The sequence below is a fragment of the Bradyrhizobium sp. URHD0069 genome (assembly GCF_000701345.1).
Lineage (GTDB): Bacteria > Pseudomonadota > Alphaproteobacteria > Rhizobiales > Xanthobacteraceae > Bradyrhizobium.
In genome coordinates, this window is sequence record NZ_JNIJ01000033.1 from 48167 (window position 1) to 66284 (window position 18118).

The 18118-nt window shown below is 63.5% G+C and carries 18 protein-coding genes; 14 read left to right on the forward strand and 4 right to left on the reverse strand.

Features of this window, described 5'->3' with window-relative positions:
* Positions 1-61: 61 nt before the first annotated feature.
* The 14 genes from N554_RS0120330 (at position 62) to N554_RS0120395 (ending at position 13856) form a co-directional block, all read left to right on the forward strand.
* Entirely contained in the window at positions 62-427 is a 366-nt protein-coding gene (locus N554_RS0120330) for a hypothetical protein (RefSeq protein WP_029585153.1), read from the forward strand.
* 22 nt (positions 428-449) lie between these two features.
* Positions 450-857, forward strand: coding sequence for a DUF4332 domain-containing protein (locus N554_RS0120335; RefSeq protein WP_029585154.1), 408 nt, complete (start codon positions 450-452; stop codon positions 855-857).
* A gap of 84 nt (positions 858-941) precedes the next feature.
* Positions 942-1799, forward strand: a complete 858-nt coding sequence (folP, locus tag N554_RS0120340; protein WP_029585155.1) for a dihydropteroate synthase — start codon at positions 942-944, stop codon at positions 1797-1799.
* On the forward strand, positions 1796-2176 hold the full coding sequence (gene folB / locus N554_RS0120345; RefSeq protein WP_029585156.1) for a dihydroneopterin aldolase: 381 nt from the start codon (positions 1796-1798) through the stop codon (positions 2174-2176). Before folP ends, folB begins: the two co-directional genes overlap by 4 nt.
* A complete protein-coding gene (gene folK / locus N554_RS0120350; RefSeq protein ID WP_029585157.1) occupies positions 2169-2663 on the forward strand; it encodes a 2-amino-4-hydroxy-6-hydroxymethyldihydropteridine diphosphokinase in 495 nt (164 codons plus the stop codon). The genes folB and folK overlap by 8 nt, the downstream gene beginning before the upstream one ends.
* A 104-nt stretch (positions 2664-2767) precedes the next feature.
* Positions 2768-4639 (forward strand): methylmalonyl-CoA mutase subunit beta, encoded by a 1872-nt coding sequence (locus N554_RS0120355; RefSeq protein ID WP_029585158.1) that lies wholly within the window; start codon positions 2768-2770, stop codon positions 4637-4639.
* Positions 4636-5094 (forward strand): GFA family protein, encoded by a 459-nt coding sequence (locus N554_RS0120360; protein ID WP_029585159.1) that lies wholly within the window; start codon positions 4636-4638, stop codon positions 5092-5094. The genes N554_RS0120355 and N554_RS0120360 overlap by 4 nt, the downstream gene beginning before the upstream one ends.
* A 41-nt stretch (positions 5095-5135) precedes the next feature.
* A complete protein-coding gene (gene scpA, locus N554_RS0120365; RefSeq protein ID WP_029585160.1) occupies positions 5136-7292 on the forward strand; it encodes a methylmalonyl-CoA mutase in 2157 nt (718 codons plus the stop codon).
* Between the two features lie 96 nt (positions 7293-7388).
* On the forward strand, positions 7389-8381 hold the full coding sequence (locus tag N554_RS0120370) for a tripartite tricarboxylate transporter substrate binding protein (protein ID WP_029585161.1): 993 nt from the start codon (positions 7389-7391) through the stop codon (positions 8379-8381).
* A gap of 90 nt (positions 8382-8471) precedes the next feature.
* Positions 8472-8957: a tripartite tricarboxylate transporter TctB family protein gene (locus tag N554_RS0120375; RefSeq protein ID WP_029585162.1), complete on the forward strand. Its 486-nt coding sequence runs from the start codon at positions 8472-8474 to the stop codon at positions 8955-8957.
* 3 nt (positions 8958-8960) lie between these two features.
* The gene (locus N554_RS0120380; RefSeq protein WP_029585163.1) at positions 8961-10475 is read left to right on the forward strand and encodes a tripartite tricarboxylate transporter permease; all 1515 of its coding nucleotides are present in this window, start codon (positions 8961-8963) and stop codon (positions 10473-10475) included.
* A 52-nt stretch (positions 10476-10527) separates the two neighbouring features.
* Positions 10528-11520, forward strand: a complete 993-nt coding sequence (meaB, locus tag N554_RS0120385) for a methylmalonyl Co-A mutase-associated GTPase MeaB (protein ID WP_029585164.1) — start codon at positions 10528-10530, stop codon at positions 11518-11520.
* Between the two features lie 147 nt (positions 11521-11667).
* Positions 11668-12357 carry a pyroglutamyl-peptidase I gene (locus N554_RS0120390; protein ID WP_051677603.1) on the forward strand — a complete coding sequence of 230 codons (690 nt, stop codon included), beginning with the start codon at positions 11668-11670 and terminating at the stop codon, positions 12355-12357.
* Between the two features lie 128 nt (positions 12358-12485).
* A complete protein-coding gene (locus tag N554_RS0120395; RefSeq protein WP_029585166.1) occupies positions 12486-13856 on the forward strand; it encodes a TIGR03808 family TAT-translocated repetitive protein in 1371 nt (456 codons plus the stop codon).
* A 111-nt stretch (positions 13857-13967) separates the two neighbouring features.
* Here N554_RS0120395 and N554_RS0120400 read toward each other — a convergent pair whose 3' ends face one another.
* The 4 genes from N554_RS0120400 to N554_RS0120415 form a co-directional block, all read right to left on the reverse strand.
* A complete protein-coding gene (locus tag N554_RS0120400) occupies positions 13968-14447 on the reverse strand; it encodes a TIGR03809 family protein (RefSeq protein WP_029585167.1) in 480 nt (159 codons plus the stop codon).
* 654 nt (positions 14448-15101) lie between these two features.
* Complete coding sequence (locus tag N554_RS36180) at positions 15102-16358, reverse strand: S8 family serine peptidase (protein ID WP_371259507.1); 1257 nt, start codon at positions 16356-16358, stop codon at positions 15102-15104.
* A gap of 346 nt (positions 16359-16704) precedes the next feature.
* Positions 16705-17403, reverse strand: a complete 699-nt coding sequence (locus N554_RS0120410; RefSeq protein WP_029585168.1) for a hypothetical protein — start codon at positions 17401-17403, stop codon at positions 16705-16707.
* A complete protein-coding gene (locus N554_RS0120415; protein ID WP_029585169.1) occupies positions 17400-17969 on the reverse strand; it encodes a sigma-70 family RNA polymerase sigma factor in 570 nt (189 codons plus the stop codon). Before N554_RS0120415 ends, N554_RS0120410 begins: the two co-directional genes overlap by 4 nt.
* Positions 17970-18118 lie beyond the last annotated feature (149 nt).

Here is an 18118-nt window from a genome sequence, read left to right on the forward strand (position 1 = left end):
AAGATAAATTCTCAAAGGAAGTATCCGGCAATCAACCGGCTGAGGGCGGGCGGGCTAAATCATGGACGAGCTGATTGGGCAGCTGGCATCAAAAGCCGGCATCGATAATGCTGTGGCTGAAAAAACCATCGGCATTATTCTGGGATTTCTTCGCAACGAGGGTCCCCCAGACAAAGTTCAGTCATTGATCGACAAGATCCCCGGCGCGGAAGCTGCGATCGCGGCCTCAAGCAATGGCGGCGGTCTCGGAAGATTGATGGGCGGCGGCCTGATGGCACTCGGCACCAAGCTGATGGGGCTTGGTTTGGGCATGGGGGAGATTCAGAGCGTCGCTCGCGAACTTTTCAAATTTGGCCGCGACAAAATCGGAGCGGATCAGATGGGCGAGATCATCGCAGGGACGCCGGGCCTCAGCCAATTCGCTTAAGCACCTTTTCATATTGAGCACCATGACATATCCAATCACCGATATTGAGGGCCTGACCGCCTTCTCCGCTTCCAAACTGAAATCAGTTGGCATTCGCACTACGGACAAGCTGCTTGAAGCTGCCCGGACCGTAAAAGGTCGCAAAGCGCTTGCGGCGAAAACCGGCATCAGCGAGCAGCAACTGCTCGAATGGGCCAATGTTTGCGACTACATGCGGATTCCCGGTATGGGAAAGGCTAAGGTAGGACTGGTGCGCGCCGCCGGCGTCACCACGGTTCGCGAGCTCGCGCTGCGCAATCCGGCGCGCCTGGCGCAGAACATGAAAGAAGTGAATACCAAGCGCAAACTCGTCCGCGTTTTGCCTTCGGAAAAGTCGGTCGAGCAACTGATCGCGCAGGCCCGCAAGCTTCAGCCCAAGATCACCTATTAAACCGGTTGGAGGCGGCTCGGCCGCAGCCCGCCTCGGCGCGCCCTGCATCTTGACTCCCATGCACGGACCGCGCAAAGCGACCACATGATCGCGACCACGTCCAGATCCGCCGCTGCGGCCGTCCCGGCAGATCATCCGGTGCTGCGAGCACTTTTGTCCAAGCCATATCCGGCCGTGATGGGCGTCCTGAACCTCACGCCCGATTCATTTTCCGATGGCGGACAGTTTATCGCGCCGGAGCGCGCGCTGGCGCAGGCCCGCCGAATGATCGCCGAAGGCGCCGACATCATCGACATCGGCGCGGAATCCACCCGGCCCTATGGCTCGCAGCCGGTCTCGGCCGAGCAAGAACTGAAACGCCTGCAGCCGGTATTGGCCGGTGTCGTTTCCCTCGGTGTTCCCGTTTCGATCGACAGCATGAAATCGTCCATCGTCGCTTGGGCGCTGGATGCAGGCGCGACCGTGGCCAATGACGTCTGGGGCCTGCAGCGCGATCCCGACATGGCCGGGCTGTTGGCGGCGCGCAATTCGCCTGTGATCGTCGTGCACAACCGCGACCGCGCCGATCCAGCCATCGACATCATCAAGGATATCGCCGAATTTTTCACGCGTTCACTCGAGATCGCAGCGAAAGCGGGCATTCCACAGGGCCATATTGTGCTCGATCCCGGCATCGGCTTTGGCAAGACCCCTGAGCAGAGCATGAGGGCGCTGGCCCGGCTGAATGAGCTTGCCGTGTTCGGCCTGCCGCTATTGGTTGGTGCATCGCGCAAGCGGTTCATCAGCTCGGTTTCGCCATCGGAGCCGCATCAGCGACTGGGCGGTTCGATTGCAGCGCACCTCATAGCGGCGAAAGCCGGCGCACGGATCATCCGAACCCATGATGTGTCGGAGACCGTACAGGCGCTGCGCGTGGCGGCGGCAATTGGGGACAGGCGATGACCGATACGATCTTCATCACGGGCGTTGTCATCCATGCCCGTCACGGCGTCATGGAGCACGAGACCGAGGTCGGGCAGCGCTTCGTGATCGACCTCGAACTCTTTGTCGATCTGTCGGAATCTTCGCGCACCGATCGCCTCGCCGACACTGTGTCCTATTCCAACGTGGTCGCGACCGCGACGGCGGCGTTCAAAGATGCCAACTATAAACTGCTGGAACGCGCGGCCGGCGCCGTCGCCGATGCCATTCTGGGAGCGTTTCCGCGCGTCAGCGCCATCAAGGTCACCGTTCACAAGCCGCACGCGCCGATCGCGGCGATTTTCGAGGACGTGGGCGTGGTCCTGACGCGCGCGCGGCAGCAGCCGTCCCGTGGCTGACGTTCTGATCGCGCTCGGCGGCAATGTCGGCGACGTCCGTGCGACATTTCAAAAAGCGATCGCCAATATCTGCGGCATGACCCAAGGCGCGCTGCTGGCGCGGTCGTCCGACTACGCTACGCCGCCCTGGGGCGATGAGCAGCAGGCTCGCTTCATCAACGCCTGCATCGAAATCGAAACCAGCCTCGATCCCCATGCGCTGCTGTTTACGCTGCACAAGATCGAAAAGAAGCTCGGCCGCGATCGCGCCAACGAAAGGCGCTGGGGTCCGCGTACCCTTGACCTGGATCTGATCGCCTATGACGACGTTTCGATTGAAAAGCCGGAACTGACGCTGCCGCACCCACGGCTGTTCGAGCGCGCTTTCGTATTGGTAGCGCTCGCCGAGATTGTGCCTGATCGTCTCATTGCGGGACGCAGCGTTACGGCAGCGCTCGCACAGCTATCAACCGCCGGAATTGAGCGGTTACCGCCCGCGCCCGCCTGACGAAAGATAGCTGCCTCAACTCAAAAACAACCGTTTGGCTTGGCTGTCAGGACATGGCAATTTCCGGTCAATACGAGAACGGCGCCCCGGGAGCGACCTGCCGAATGACATCTGCAACTGACGAGCTGCGGCTGGCGGCCGATTTCGCGCCGGCGACCTATGAGGACTGGCGCAAGCTGGTCGATGGCGTGCTGAAGGGCGCGCCGTTCGAAAAGCTGGTTGGCAAGACCAATGACGACCTGAAGATCGACCCTATCTATCAGCGCGCACGCGGCACCGCGCCGATTGCGGGCCGCGCCCCTGCCGCGCCCTGGCAGATCATGCAGCGCATCGATCATCCGGATGCCGCGATGGCCAACGCGCAGGCGCTGCACGATCTTGAAAACGGCGCCAGCGGGCTGACCTTGGTGTTCGCGGGCGCCAACGGCGCCTATGGCTTCGGACTGGAGCCATCGGTGGAAGCGATCGAAAAGGTCCTCGACGGCGTTTTCATCGATGCCGGCATCGCCGTTGAGCTTCAGATCGGTCCGCAGTCGCGGACGGCCGCCACTCACATTGCCGAATATGTGAAACGCAAAGGGCTCTCGCCTGCGGCCTGCGATATCCGTTTCGGCCTCGATCCGATCGGCGCCTGCGCGGTTTGGGGATCCAGTCCTTATACCTGGGCAGAGATCGTGCCCGCGGTTACCGGCGCGATCAAAGGTCTCGCGGCAATCGGATTCAAAGGTCCGTTCGCGGCTGCCGATGGACGGGTGATCCATGACGCCGGCGGATCGGAAGTGCAGGAGCTGGCGTTCGTGCTGGCGGCCGGCGTCGCCTATCTGCGTGCGCTGGAGGAGGCCGGTATCGCGCTCGAAGATGCGAGGAGCATGGTCTATGCGCGGCTTAGCGCCGACGCCGATCAATTTCTGACCATGGCAAAGTTCCGCGCGCTGCGATTGCTGTGGGCGCGTATCGAACAAAGCTGCGGCCTGGCGCCCCAGCCAATCTTCATTGCGGCCGATACCGCGTGGCGAATGCTGACCCAGCGCGATCCCTACGTGAACATGCTGCGCGCGACCATGGCGACCTTCTCCGCCGGCCTCGGCGGCGCCAACGCCATCACCGTGTTGCCCCATACGCTGGCGCTGGGATTGCCAGACCCGTTCGCGCGGCGCGTGGCGCGCAACACGCAGCTGGTGCTGCTGGAGGAATCCAATCTCGCCAAGGTGTCCGATCCCGCGGCCGGCTCCGGCGGCATCGAGACGTTGACGCAACAGCTTTGCGAGGCCACGTGGTCGCTGTTTCAGCAAATCGAAAAAGCCGGCGGCGTGTTCGCTTCGCTTGAGCAAAACCTGATCCAGCGCAAGGTCGTTGCGACACGGGCGCTGCGGGAGACCAATATCGCCCGGCGCAAGGAGGTGCTGACCGGCGCCAGCGAATTTCCAACTTTGCACGAGGCCCCCGTAGCGGTCCTGAATGCGACGCCGGTCGTGCTTGCCCCCTATGGCGAAGCAAAATTCAACTTTGATCCGTTGCCGCCGGTGCGGCTTGCGGCGCTGTTCGAACGGCTGCGCGACCGGTCGGATCAAATTCTGAAGGACAGAGGCGTCCGGCCGAAGGTTTTTCTCGCCAATCTCGGCACGGCAGCCGACTTCACGGCGCGCGCGACGTTTGCGAAGAGTTTCTTCGAGACCGGCGGGATCGAGGCGGTGGATACCGAGGGATTTACCGATCCGGCGGCGCTGGCCGCAGCGTTCAAGGCCTCGGCCGCGGCGCTGGCATGCCTGTGCTCGTCCGACAAAGTCTATGCCGAGCGGGCGGCTGCGGCCGCAAAGGCCCTTCAAGCCGCCGGTGCAAAGCATATCTATCTGGCAGGACGCGCGAGCGGACAGGAAACTGCGTTCCGTGCCGCGGGCGTTAACGATTTCATCTTCGCCGGCGGCGATGCGCTAGCGGTCTTGCAAGAAGTCTATCGGCTGACGGAGGGATCATGACGATCAAACCCGTTCTGACCGGCGGCTGCCAATGCGGCGCCATCCGCTTTGCCCTGTCGGCGCCGCCCAAGAGGATCAGTATCTGTCACTGCCGGATGTGCCAGAAGGCAAGCGGCGCGCCGTTCGCGTCCTTCGCGGATATCGCCCACGGCGATTTCACCTGGACCCGCGGCAAGCCGTCCGCGTTCCGCTCCTCCTCTGTCGCCGAGCGCGATTTTTGCGCGAATTGCGGAACGCCGCTCAGCTTTCGCCGCATCGATGGTCCGCGGATCGAGATCATGACCGGCGCCTTTGACCGCCCCGACATGGTGGTGCCGACGCAGCAGTTCGGCACCGAATCCCGGCTCGGCTGGGTGGTGGGCATCGCCAATCTGCCGAGCCAGACGACGCTGCAGAATTACGGTCCGGAAAAGCTTAACAGCATCGTCAGTAACCAGCATCCGGACCACGATTGAGATGGCGACCATCGGAGGTCGCGCGTGCTATGATGGGTACAATGAGCCGCATACCGAACTTTGCGAATATCGCATTTGAAAACACCGCCCGCGCCGAGCCCGCTGGCAGCGCCGAGCCGTGGCTCACGCCCGAGGGCATCCTGGTAAAGCCCGCCTACGGCGAGGCCGACCTCGAGGGCATCGATTTCCTTGATACCTGGCCCGGTATCGCGCCTTACCTGCGCGGCCCCTACCCGACGATGTATGTCAATCAGCCCTGGACCATCAGGCAATATGCCGGCTTCTCCACGGCGGAAGATTCCAATGCGTTCTACCGCCGCAATCTCGCCGCCGGGCAAAAGGGCCTTTCGGTCGCGTTCGATCTCGCCACCCACCGCGGCTACGATTCCGATCATCCTCGGGTGTCCGGTGACGTCGGCATGGCCGGCGTGGCGATCGACTCGATCTACGACATGCGCACGCTGTTCGCGGGCATTCCGCTCGACCAGATGAGCGTGTCGATGACCATGAACGGCGCGGTGCTGCCGATCCTGGCACTGTTCGTGGCGGCTGCCGAGGAACAGGGCGTACCGCCGGAAAAACTCTCAGGCACCATTCAGAACGACATTCTGAAAGAGTTTATGGTTCGCAACACCTACATCTATCCGCCGGCGCCATCGATGCGGATCATCTCGGACATCTTTGCCTATACGTCGCAAAAGATGCCGAAATATAATTCGATTTCGATTTCCGGCTATCACATGCAGGAAGCCGGCGCGACGCAGGACCTCGAGCTCGCCTATACGCTGGCCGACGGCGTCGAATATCTCCGCGCCGGGCTCGCGGCCGGTCTCGATGTCGATCGCTTCGCGCCGCGGCTGTCGTTCTTCTGGGCGATCGGCATGAACTTCTTCATGGAAGTCGCGAAGATGCGCGCGGCGCGGCTGTTGTGGGCCAAGCTGTTGACCCAATTCAACCCGAAGGATCCGCGCTCGCCGTCGCTGCGCACGCATTGCCAGACCTCGGGCTGGTCGCTGACCGCGCAGGACGTCTATAACAACGTGATGCGCACCACCATCGAGGCGATGGCGGCGACGCAAGGCCACACCCAATCCTTGCACACCAATGCGCTCGACGAGGCCTTGGCGCTTCCGACCGATTTTTCGGCGAGAATCGCGCGCAACACGCAATTGTTCCTGCAGCAGGAAAGCGGCACCACCCGCATCATCGATCCCTGGGGCGGCTCATACTATGTCGAGCGGCTCACCCGCGATCTCGCGGCGAAAGCCTGGGGCCACATCCAGGAGGTCGAGGCGCTCGGCGGCATGGCGAAAGCGATCGAGGCGGGCGTGCCAAAACTACGGATCGAGGAAGCCTCCGCCAAGACCCAAGCCAGGATCGATGCCGGCAAGCAGGCGGTGATCGGCGTCAACAAGTACAAACCGACAGACGAAGCGCCGATTGACGTGCTGAAGGTGGAAAATTCCACCGTGCGCCGGTTGCAGATCGACAAGCTGGCGCGATTGAAGAAAGAGCGCAACCAGAAGGACGTCGACGACGCGCTGGCGGCGCTGACCCGCAGCGCCGGCGAAGGTAACGGCAACCTTTTGGCGCTGGCGATCGATGCCGCGCGCGCCAAAGCCACCGTCGGCGAGATCTCCGATGCGATGGAGAAAGTGTTCGGGCGGCACCGCGCCGAAATCAAATCCATCACCGGCGTCTACAAGCGGGAGGCGTCCACCATGTCCAACCGGGTCGAAAAAGTGCAGGCGCTGATCGATGCGTTCGAGGATGCGGAAGGGCGCCGCCCGAGAATCCTGGTCGCCAAGATCGGCCAGGACGGCCACGATCGCGGCCAGAAGGTGATCGCCTCGGCCTTTGCCGATGTCGGCTTCGACGTTGATATCGGGCCTCTGTTCGCCACCGCCGACGAGGCGGCGCGGCAGGCGGTCGAAAACGACGTGCATATTCTCGGCGTATCGTCATTGGCGGCAGCGCATCTGACCGCGGTGCCGGAACTGAAGGCCGCGCTGAAGAAACAAGGCCGCGATGACATCATGATCATCATCGGCGGCGTAGTACCGCCGCAGGACTACGACACGCTCTACAAGGCCGGCGCCGAAGCGATCTTCCCGCCCGGCACCGTGATTGCGGACGCCGCCGAAGAGCTGATCCACAAGCTCAATGCGCGGCTGGGGCACAGCGAGGCGGCGGAGTAGCCGAACCATCGCTCTCGCTTGCGGCGATACGGTGAAGATGCATAATACTCCCAGCACAAGAGCGTCGGGTTTCACCGGCGCCACGGGAGGACTCTCATGCCCATCATCACACGCCGCGCGTTCGCGGCTTCATCCGCCGCTGCGGCGGCAGTAGCGGGCTTCGGTTTCAAGCCAGCTTTGGCGCAAGCCTATCCAGCGCGCCCGGTGACCGTGATCGTACCGTGGGGCGCTGGCGGCGGCACCGACGCGACCGCGCGCATCGTCGCCGCGCTACTGGAGAAGGACCTCGGCCAGCCGTTCAACGTGGTCAACCGTACCGGCGGCTCTGGCGTGGTCGGTCATTCCGCGATCGCGACTGCACAGCCCGACGGCTACACCATCGGCATGCTGACGGTGGAAATCTCGATGATGCACTGGCAGGGGCTCACCGAATTGGGACCAAAGAGCTACACGCCGCTCGGCCTGATGAACGAAGACCCGCCCGGCATCCAGGTCAGCTCCGCATCGCCCTACAAGACCGTCAAGGAACTCGCCGACGCCATCAAGGCCGCGCCGGTCGGCAAGATGAAAGCCTCGGGCACCGGCCAGGGAGGCATCTGGCATCTGGCGCTGGTGGGCTGGATGCGAGCGATGGGACTTCCCGCAAATCAGGTCGGCTGGGTGCCGTCGAACGGCGCCGCGCCCGCGATGCAGGATCTCGCGGCGGGCGGTCTCGACATGACGACCTGCTCCGTACCGGAGGCGCGCGCGATCATCGAGGCCGGCAAGGCGCGCAGCCTCGCCATCATGGCACCGGCACGCAACCCCTCGTTCCCGGATGTGCCGACGCTGAAAGAGGCGATGGGCATCGACTATTCGACCGGCGCATGGCGCGGCATTGCGGGTCCGAAGGGCCTGCCCGCAGATGTCGCGGCCAAGCTCACTGCGTCGCTGAAGAAGGTTTACGACTCCAAGGAGTTCAAGGACTTCATGAGTAATCGCGGTTTCGGAACGGTGTGGGGTGATGCGGCCGAATTCGCGACCTTCATGGACAAGGGCGACGCCCAGATGGGCGAGGCGATGAAGGCCGCCGGTCTCTCGAAGGCCTGATCCGTCTCGGCCGCGGGCGCGATCGTGTCCGCTGCACCGTCTGAGTGTTGCCTCCTAACTCACTTCCTCGGAGATCCGTGGGGCTCGTTCATGCGTCTTCCCGATCAAGTCACGGGATCGTTTCTCGTCGGCCTTGGCCTAGCCGCCGCCTACGGAGGCTGGCTGCTGCCGCCGGTGCCCGGCCAGCCAATCGGCCCAAATGTATTCCCGTTGGTGATCGGGACAGGCCTCGCGCTTTGCGGGCTCGCGATCGTGTTCGGAATCGGCCACACCTTCGAAGAGGAAGAAGAGATCATTCCGATCGAGGCCGGCCGAGCCCAGGCGCCGACCGGCAAGCTCTATGGATTGCGCGCGCTGCTTCCGCCGGCGCTGCTGCTGTTCTACGTTGCGGCGGCCGAGCGATTGGGCTTTATCATCACGGCCGCGCTAGTCGTGTACGCGACGGCAACCGCGCTTGGCGCGCGGTGGAGGCTTTCGCTTCCCCTCGCCGTGCTGGCGCCGATCGGCATCCATCTAATTTTCAGCAAGCTGCTGCGCGTGCCGCTCCCGGCCGGGCTGCTGCCGATGCCGTGGTGATCCATGCTTAACACTCTGATTGAAGCGTTCGCACTGATTTCGACGTGGGAAGTCATCATCGCGATGCTGGCGGCATCGATCTACGGGCTCGTCATCGGATCGCTGCCTGGCCTGTCCGCCACGATGGCGACTGCCCTGCTCGTCCCCGTCACCTTCTATCTCTCGCCAATCGCCGCGATCGCCACCATCGTGGCGGCGTCCTCGATGGCGATCTTCTCCGGCGATATCCCCGGCGCGCTGCTGCGTATCCCGGGAACGCCCGCCTCGGCGGCCTACGCAGACGAAGCCTACGCCATGACACGCAAGGGCGAGGCCGAACTCGCGCTCGGCGCCGGCGTATGGTTCTCCGCCGTCGGCGGCATCGCGGGCACGCTCTCGCTCATGATACTCGCGCCGCCGCTCGCCGAAATCGCGCTGTCGTTCTCGACTTTCGAATATTTCTGGCTGGCGTTCCTCGGCTTGATGTGCGCCACGCTGGTCGCGCGCTCCTCCCCGGTGAAGGCGATCGCCGGGATGTTCATCGGCCTGCTTGTTTCGTGCGTCGGCATCGAAAACCCGGGCGGCGTGCCGCGTTTCACATTTGGATTGACCGACCTCTTCGGCGGCATCGAGCCGATCCCGGCGCTGGTTGGCGTGTTTGCCGTGGCACAGGTGATGCGTGCGATGCTCACCCCGGAACCGCCGCCGATCCCGCGACGCAAGTTCGGAAGCATCATGGCGGGCCAGTGGAGGCTCACCGGGAAGTATCGCTGGCAGATGACGCGCGGGAACATCGTCGGGATCATCATCGGGGTGCTGCCGGGCGCGGGCGCTGACATGGCGGCCTGGGTCAGCTACGCGATGTCCAAGCGCTTCTCAAAGGAGCCTGAGAAGTTCGGAACCGGCCACGTCGAGGGCCTGATCGAGGCCGGCGCCAGCAACAATGCCAGCGTCGCGTCGGGCTGGGTGCCGTCGCTGTTGTTCGGCATTCCGGGCGACACCATCGCGGCAATCGCGATCGGCGTGCTCTACATGAAAGGTCTCAACCCGGGACCGACGCTGTTCACCGAGAAAGCGTCGAGCATGTACGCGATCTACCTCATGTTCATTATCGCCAACATCCTGATGATTCCGCTGGGCATCGTGATGATCCGCCTGGCGAGCCATGTGCTGCGCGCGCCGCGTTCGACGGTGATGCCGGTGATCATGCTGTGCTGCGCGGTTGGCTCGTTCGCGATCGGCAACAACATGTTCGGCGTCGTTACGGTCGCGACGTTCGGGATCATCGGCTATGTCATGGAGGCCAACGGCTATCCGGTTGCGGCGATGGTGCTCGGGATCGTGATGGGCACCATGGTGGAGCAGGCGTTCGTCACATCGCTGATCAAATCCGACGGCAGCATTCTGCCGTTCTTCGAGCGGCCGATCTCCGCGATCCTCGCAACCATGGCCATCGGCGCGTTGATTTGGCCGGTGCTGCTCTGGTTGTGGCGGCGGTTGAGACGCGGATCACCCGCCCCCGCCACCTCGGCCCGCTGAGTAGGCCTCGCGAATCCCTCGCCTGCGAGGCTCCAGCGTTGTAAACCAAGCCATGAGCCCGCCAAGTAACGCCTCCTTCGATATCAAATCATTGACCAAAGACCTCCGCGCCGGCAGCCGCGCCGCCCTGGCGCGTGCGATCACCCTGATCGAAAGCAGGCGCGGCGATCATCAGGCCGCGGCGCGCGATCTGGTGCAGGCGCTATTGCCCGATACCGGCAAGGCAATCCGCGTCGGTATCACCGGCTCGCCCGGGGTCGGCAAATCCACCACCATCGACGCGCTCGGGATGTTCCTGATCGAACGCGGCCACAAGGTCGCGGTGCTCGCGGTCGACCCCTCCTCCGCGCGCACCGGCGGCTCGATCCTTGGCGACAAGACCCGGATGGCGCGGCTCGCCGCCTCCGATGGCGCCTATATCCGGCCTTCGCCGGCGGCCGGCACGCTCGGCGGCGTCGCGGCGAAAACCCGCGAGGCGATGCTGCTGTGCGAGGCCGCAGGCTTCGACGTCGTGCTGGTGGAGACTGTCGGCATCGGGCAATCCGAAACCGCGGTCTGCGACATGACGGATTTTTTCCTGGCGCTGATGCTGCCCGGCGCCGGTGACGAATTGCAGGGCATCAAGAAGGGCCTCGTTGAGCTTGCCGACATGATCGCGGTCAACAAGGCCGATGGCGACAACGTCAAGCGCGCCAATCTCGCGGCCTCCGAATATCGCGGCGCGCTGCATATTCTAACCCCGCGCTCGGAGCACTGGCATCCGCCGGTGCTGACGTATTCGGCATTGACGGGAACGGGTATCGGCGAGCTCTGGCAGAAGATCCTGGATCATCGCGCCGCGATGAACGCCTCGGGCGAATTCGCCGCGCGGCGGCGGCAGCAGCAGGTGAAGTGGATGTGGTCGATGCTGGAGCAGCGGATGATGGCGCGACTGCGCGCCGATCCGGCGATCCGCGCCAACGTGAAGAAGACCGAAGCCGAGGTCGCCGACGGCCGCATCACGCCGGCGGTCGCGGCGGAGCAGATCGCGGAGATGTTGCGGTGAGCAAGTCCGGTGCGCTCGTCCTATGGCGGCGTCATCGTCCGCGAAAGCGGACGATCCAGTATTCCAGAGCGGCCAATGGGGATCACTGCACCCTGGCGTTTACTGGATACCCGCTTCCGCGGGTATGACGACGGAGATATGCAGGAATTGACAAACAAACTCCGCATCCTCGTCACCGGCTTCGGTCCGTTTCCCGGCGCGCCGTTCAACCCAACGGTGCCGCTGGTGAAGCGGCTGACACAGCTGCGCCGGCCGGCGTTCGGCGATGTCGAACTGATCGGCCACATCTTTCCGGTGACCTACAAGGCCGTCGACCGCGAATTGCCGGAGCTGCTAGCGAGGCGTAGGCCGGATGCGTTGCTGATGTTTGGGCTGGCTTCCCGCACGTCATATTTGCGGATCGAGGCCCGCGCCCGCAATGCCGTCACCACGCTGTGGCCCGACGCCGATCACACTAGGCTGCGCAAGGGATCGATATCAGGCGGCGCCGACGCCATGATGTTCGGCCCGCACACCGCGAAATTGCTGCGCGCCGCCGTCGGCACCGGCATCGATGCGCGGGCCTCGCGCGATGCCGGCAACTATCTGTGCAATTACCTGAGCTGGCGCGCAATCGAGGCGACAGACAAAGACGATGGCCCCGCATTCGCCGCGTTCGCACACGTGCCGCCGCTCGCGCGCGGCGGGGCATCGCAACGCAAGGGCGCAACCCGCATCACGCTGGAAGATTTGGTCGATGCTGGCGAAGCGATGTTGCTCGAGTTGGTGCGATTGACCAGGCAGGCGGCCCGAGAGCACGCGTGCCTCTCTACGGGAATCCCCCTGCAAGCGGGATGAGGGTAAGATTAACCCTACCCTCAACAATCACCTGATCGCCTCTTCCGCCACGGCCTACGCGGCCGCATTTTTGCGCTACTCCAACGTTGCGGACGCAATTTTCACGCGCGTCCGTCGGAGCCGTGATCATGGATGTCAATCGCCGCCACCTCATCGGAGCATCCGCAGCCGGCGTTGCCGGCGCGCTCGCAATGTCGCCTGACGCGGCGCGGGCTGCGCCGCTGACATCGACGCTCGGGCGCGACGCCAGCCAGTATGGCGTCCGGCCCGGCAGCCCCGACGACCAGACAAAAGCCCTGCAGCGCGCGATCGACGAGGCGGCGCGCACGCAAATCCCGCTGGCGCTGCCGCCCGGCGTCTACCGCACCGGAATGCTTCGCCTGCAGAACGGCACCCAACTGATTGGCGTGCGCGGCGCAACCAAACTCGTTTTCAACGGCGGCGCGTCGATGCTTCAGGGCGAAGGCGCTGGCAGCATTGGCCTCACGAGCATCACGCTCGACGGCGGCGGCATCCCGCTGCCAACGCGGCGCGGCCTCATCCATTGCAGCGGCGGACGCGATGTCCGCATCGTCGATTGCGAGATCATCGGCAGCGGCGGCAACGGGATCTGGCTCGAGAGCGTCTCCGGCGACGTCAGCGGCAACATCATCACCAGCACCGCCACCACGGCGATCGTGTCGTTCGACGCGCAGGGCTTGCTGGTTTCGCGCAATACCATTTTGGGCACCAACGACAACGGCATCGAAATCCTGCGCACCTCGATCGGCGACGACGGCACGCAGGTGCTCGACAATCGCATCGAGGACATCAAGGCGGGTCCCGGCGGCTCCGGACAATATGGCAACGCCATCAATGCGTTTCGCGCCGGCAACGTGATCGTGCGGGGAAATCGGATTCGCAACTGCGACTATTCGGCGGTGCGCGGTAATTCGGCGTCCAACATCCAGATCACTGGCAACAGCGTCAGCGACGTTCGCGAGGTCGCACTGTATTCGGAATTTTCGTTCGAGGGCGCGGTGATCGCCAACAACACCGTCGACGGCGCGGCTTTGGGTGTTTCAGTTTGTAATTTCAACGAGGGCGGACGCATCGCGGCCGTGCAGGGCAACATCATTCGCAACCTGCTGCCGAAGCGGCCGATCGGCACCGCGCCGGATGACGACGCCGGCATCGGCATCTATGTCGAGGCCGACACCTCGGTGTCAGGGAATGTGATCGAGAACGCGCCGTCGTTCGGCATCATCGCCGGCTGGGGAAAATACCTGCGCGATGTCGTGATAACAGGCAACGTGATCCGCAACGCCTATGTCGGCGTCGGTGTGTCGGTGGTGCCTGGCGCGGGCACCGCCTTGGTCAACAACAACATGATCTCGGAAACGCCGCGCGGCGCCGTCGTCGGCCTCGACCACGCGCGGCCGATGACGCCGGATCTCGCAGCCGAAGGCGCGCAACGCTTTACTCAGGTGGTGGTTGGGACAAATGCGGTGAGAAGGTAGATAGTGACAGTGGCTGATGTCCGTCATCCCGGCGTAACGGCTTCGCCGTTATCGCTGGGGGTCCGAGCTCTTGCCGAGCCTCGCAGGATGACAGCCGTGGGCAGACTGCCCCTACAATGTATTTCGAAGCAGCGGATAGCGTTCCGCTATTGCGGTTATCTCCAGCTCCGAAGCGTGGTCCATCGCAGGCGCTGAAGGTGCGTCATCCGAGCTCACGTGATCACTTTCCACGGCGGCGATCAAGGCATCTGATGATGCCGGCTCCTCCGGGATCTCCGCCGCCTGCACCTCAAGCCGATGAACCCGATCGCCCAAGGTGTGGCCGCGCGGCAATGTCGCTGCAGTGCGACCGAGCCCGCGGATATCGACGGCTGAATTGTCGTGGGCGGCCGCGCGCAGCAACAGATCGCGCCAGATTTCCACCGCCGCCTTGGCCTCCCGGATTTTCTCCAGAAATACAGTTTCGGTGTGGTAGCGGCGCCAGCGGCCGGTCTCGAAAAGTTCGGTGAGATGCTCCAGCCGTTGCTCGGCAAGGGCGCACCAGCGTGCGACCGTGCCGCGGCCTCGTGCCACGTCTGCTCGATGTGTCATGAACCAGCCCGCAAAGAGGAAGAACGGACGCGACGCAACGGGGACGAATCAGTTGGACGTGACAGCTATATTCTGTGGAAAACTTTCTGCGTTGTCCAGTGAGCGACCGCATAAGGGGCCCGCGGTCGAAAGTCAGCCGCAGGAGTTAGCGGTTTTCCTATCTACTCCACAGTCAAGCCGCATGCGAGCATGGTGGATCTGCGATCGGCTCCTCACAGGAAACCGTTATCGAAAGCGGACGATCCAGTACGCCGCAGCGTCGAGGTTAAATGGCTGAAGCTCTGGAATACTGGGTCGCCCGATCAGCCGGGCGATGACAGTCCGATTCGTGGAGCGTATGGGCCGATGGGCGCTTCCCCGGAAACGAAAGACCCGTCCGGGGGGACAACCGGACGGGTCATGCCATATGGGCGCTTGGGTGGATGGGCGCTCGCGCCGAATACAGCCTCGATGGGGAGGGATTACCGCTCCCACAGATATTGGTCGCGGGAGGGAGCAGCGCGTTCAAATCATCAGTCGATTTTTTGCGTTTTTTGGCAGGCGTATTGGGGCGGGAACCTGTTGCGGGGCGGCGCGATTGGCTTCCCCAATGGCCGATTTACCGGAGGCCGCGGCGGCAGCCGGCTGGTCCAAGGCCCTGATGGCAGGAACATCCTACCGGCCCGAAACATTTTCAGCCGCCGGCGGCAGCGGAGCCGCCGCGACTGGCAACGCCGGGGCGATGGAGACCGCCGTGACCGCTGCGTAGGCATCCGCCTCTCCCGCGCCGAACAAATCGTCGCGGCCGGGTGCGCCGAGATCGCGGGCCGTTTTCATCAGGATCGCACGCACCTCTCCCGGCTTCAACGCCGGATTGCGCTCCAGCATCAGCGCCACAAGGCCGCTGACATAGGCCGCGGAAAACGAGGTGCCGGACGCCATCTGATATTTTTCGTCCGGTGCGGGCAGAAAAATATCGACGCCGGGAGCGGATAGCGCGATATGGCTGCCGCGGCTCGACGCCGTAAACAACCTGCCCTGGACGTCAGTGGCGCTGACCGCAATCACGTTCGGACTGGCCGCGGGATACAGCGGCGGCGATTTCGCTCCGGCATTGCCGCTGGCCGCGACCAGCACGATGCCCCTGGCGGCGGTAGCGCTGAGACCGCGCTCGATCAACGCATCCTTGGGACCGGCGAAGCTCATATTGACGATCTGCGCGCCATGCAGCGCTGCATAATCGAGCGCCTTCAGGATCACGTACGACGTGCTTTCCGCACCACTCCGCGCCGCGCCGAACGCACGGATCGCCAAAATCCTGGCCTCCGGCGCGCTGCCCATCAGCCGCGCGTGCGACACGATCGCGCCGGCAACGCCGGTGCCGTGGACATGCGGACCTTCCTTGCTGCCAAGCGCATCGAAAGTATCTCCGATTGAGTTCATGAGTTCCGGATGTTTGGCGTCTATTCCGGAATCGATCACGGCGATGGTGACATTGGCGCCGTGCGCCAGGGTGTGCGCCTCGGTCAATCGAAGCTTCAGAAGCGCATATTGCGCGGGATCGCCTTCGCTCAACACCGCCTTCTGATCCTGCAGCACATAACGGAAGTTGGGCTGCACCGAGCGAACGCTGGGGTGCGCGGCAAGCTCATTGCTCACCTTCTGCACCGTCCGGCGATCGGCAATGCGGAACAGGCCGATGGTGGCGCCGACAAGCGGAAAATTCTGCGACTGCAAACGCATGAGGCCATGGCGTCGCGCCAATTCGTCGGTCTGCGCGCCGGATAGCGAGCCGTCGATCTCGGCCACGATTTCATTGGCGATCGTCCGGGAATCGAGGACTGTCTGCGAAACATTGCGGCGGGAGTTGCTGTCCTTGTTCTTGCTCTTGCCCGACGATCCGCCGTTGCCGCTGCCATCGGCCGAGGACACCGGCTTGTTCGAGCATTCGCCGTCGCTGCCGCGATAGGCGTAGCTGCAGGAGGGATAGGTCGGTCGTCGGGTTAGGTGCCGTTCTGCCGACTGCTGTAATCCCCCCGCCGATGTTCGGATTGATCCGCGGCGTCACGGTCGAATTGATGCCTGGAATTCGCGACTGAACGTTGAGGTTAGGCGAGCGCATGACGCTTTGCGCCTGAACTACTGAGCCATCGAGGTCCGCAAACGACAAAGCCGCTACCGCAAAAGCCAGCGCCGCACGCCGCGTCTTCATCCGCCAGCTAGCATCATTGTGGACCATGAGACCTCGGGCTTATGCGGTCGAGGAAGCGCTACGCTCCTACTGCGCAGCCACCGCAAGACTGATGATCTTCTCGCGTTGCAGCTTGCTCATCAGCCCGGCAATCTCATCCCTCGTCATCGCCTTGTTGCCGAATTGCAGCCGAAACATGCCACCCTTGGCGCCGCCGACGATCGAGGCCTGATAGCTGTCGAGCAGCGCCGTAATGTCGGCGACGCGTGCGTCCGGCGCGAACCGCACCAGCGCACGTGGCGGACCTTCCGTCCCCAAGGAGCGGGTGACGGGCTCGTTCATGCTCAACGACGCCGTCTGGAACGACGACGCCTGGTTCTTCACCAGCACCGCACCGATCACGCCGGCTTGTAACAATAGCGCCAGCGCGCCCAGGCCCGCCGACCAGGCCAGCGTCCGTGGCGAGAGCCTTGCGAAAAATTCCGAGATCCGCGCGGAGAGATTGAGCGACGCCGACGGGCTGCGCGCCGGCTCTCCGTCGATCGCCGCAAACAGCTTCTGCATAACGCGCGAGGACGGCGCACCGAGGCTTTCGTTGAGATGAATGGTTTCGGCGTACTCTTCCCGGATCACGGCGTATTGCCTGGCAAGCTCGGGATCGCGGGCGAGCGCTTCGTCGACCCGGCGGGCATCGCGCGCATTCAGCGTGCCGGCCGCATGCCAGGGCAACAGCATTTCCATTTCGCTGGGCTCTTGCGCCAGTACTTTTTTGCTCATCGCCATCAGGGCCAGCCTCGTTCCAAGCCGGCCGCCTTCAGCAGTTCGGCCAATTTCTTGCGCGCATAAAACAAGCGGGTCTTCACAGTGTTTTCCGGGATGCCGACGATTTCAGCTACCTCTGCCACGGACTTCTCGTGGTAGTAGACAAGATCGACGATCTCCCGATGTTCCGGCGAAAGTGCGGTCAGGCACTTGCGCAACGCACCGCTGGTATCCTTCTTCTGCACCGCCACTTCGGGATCGTCGGAGGTATCCTCGATCGCGTTGGCGGCCTCGTCGTCCAGTTCAACGTCCTTCCTGCGGCGCAGCGCCGACAGGGCCTTGAAGCGTGTAATTGCCAAGAGCCAGGTGGAAACGGCGGATCGGCCTTCGAACTTGCCGGCCTGGCGCCACACATCGAGAAAAACCTCACTGATGAGGTCTTCCGCGACCTGTTCATTGCGCACCAGCCGCAACCCGAAGCGAAACACCCTGACATGGTGCCTTCCGTACAGCACCTGCATGGCGAGGCGGTCGCCTTGAGCGATCCGAGCGATCAGGACGTCGTCCGAAGCCGCCTGTGTCGCACTCAATGGCCGTCTCGCAAGGTTGGTCGGGTTGGGTTGCCGGGTGGTTCGATTGCAAAGGCAAGATTCTTCAGATTATCGCAATAGCCCGCCCGTATCTGTGATGTCCCGCACAAATGGTCATTTCCAACCGACCCTCGGGTGTACGGCAAAGG

Bases quoted from the DNA above. Each gene is read 5' to 3' on its own strand.
- N554_RS0120330 (WP_029585153.1), top strand. From the start codon at position 62: ATGGACGAGCTGATTGGGCAGCTGGCATCAAAAGCCGGCATCGATAAT.
- N554_RS0120335 (WP_029585154.1), top strand. From the start codon at position 450: ATGACATATCCAATCACCGATATTGAGGGCCTGACCGCCTTCTCCGCT.
- folP (WP_029585155.1), top strand. From the start codon at position 942: ATGATCGCGACCACGTCCAGATCCGCCGCTGCGGCCGTCCCGGCAGAT.
- folB (WP_029585156.1), top strand. From the start codon at position 1,796: ATGACCGATACGATCTTCATCACGGGCGTTGTCATCCATGCCCGTCAC.
- N554_RS0120355 (WP_029585158.1), top strand. From the start codon at position 2,768: ATGACATCTGCAACTGACGAGCTGCGGCTGGCGGCCGATTTCGCGCCG.
- N554_RS0120360 (WP_029585159.1), top strand. From the start codon at position 4,636: ATGACGATCAAACCCGTTCTGACCGGCGGCTGCCAATGCGGCGCCATC.
- scpA (WP_029585160.1), top strand. From the start codon at position 5,136: ATGAGCCGCATACCGAACTTTGCGAATATCGCATTTGAAAACACCGCC.
- N554_RS0120370 (WP_029585161.1), top strand. From the start codon at position 7,389: ATGCCCATCATCACACGCCGCGCGTTCGCGGCTTCATCCGCCGCTGCG.
- N554_RS0120375 (WP_029585162.1), top strand. From the start codon at position 8,472: ATGCGTCTTCCCGATCAAGTCACGGGATCGTTTCTCGTCGGCCTTGGC.
- N554_RS0120380 (WP_029585163.1), top strand. From the start codon at position 8,961: ATGCTTAACACTCTGATTGAAGCGTTCGCACTGATTTCGACGTGGGAA.
- meaB (WP_029585164.1), top strand. From the start codon at position 10,528: ATGAGCCCGCCAAGTAACGCCTCCTTCGATATCAAATCATTGACCAAA.
- N554_RS0120395 (WP_029585166.1), top strand. From the start codon at position 12,486: ATGGATGTCAATCGCCGCCACCTCATCGGAGCATCCGCAGCCGGCGTT.
- N554_RS0120400 (WP_029585167.1), bottom strand. From the start codon at position 14,447: ATGACACATCGAGCAGACGTGGCACGAGGCCGCGGCACGGTCGCACGC.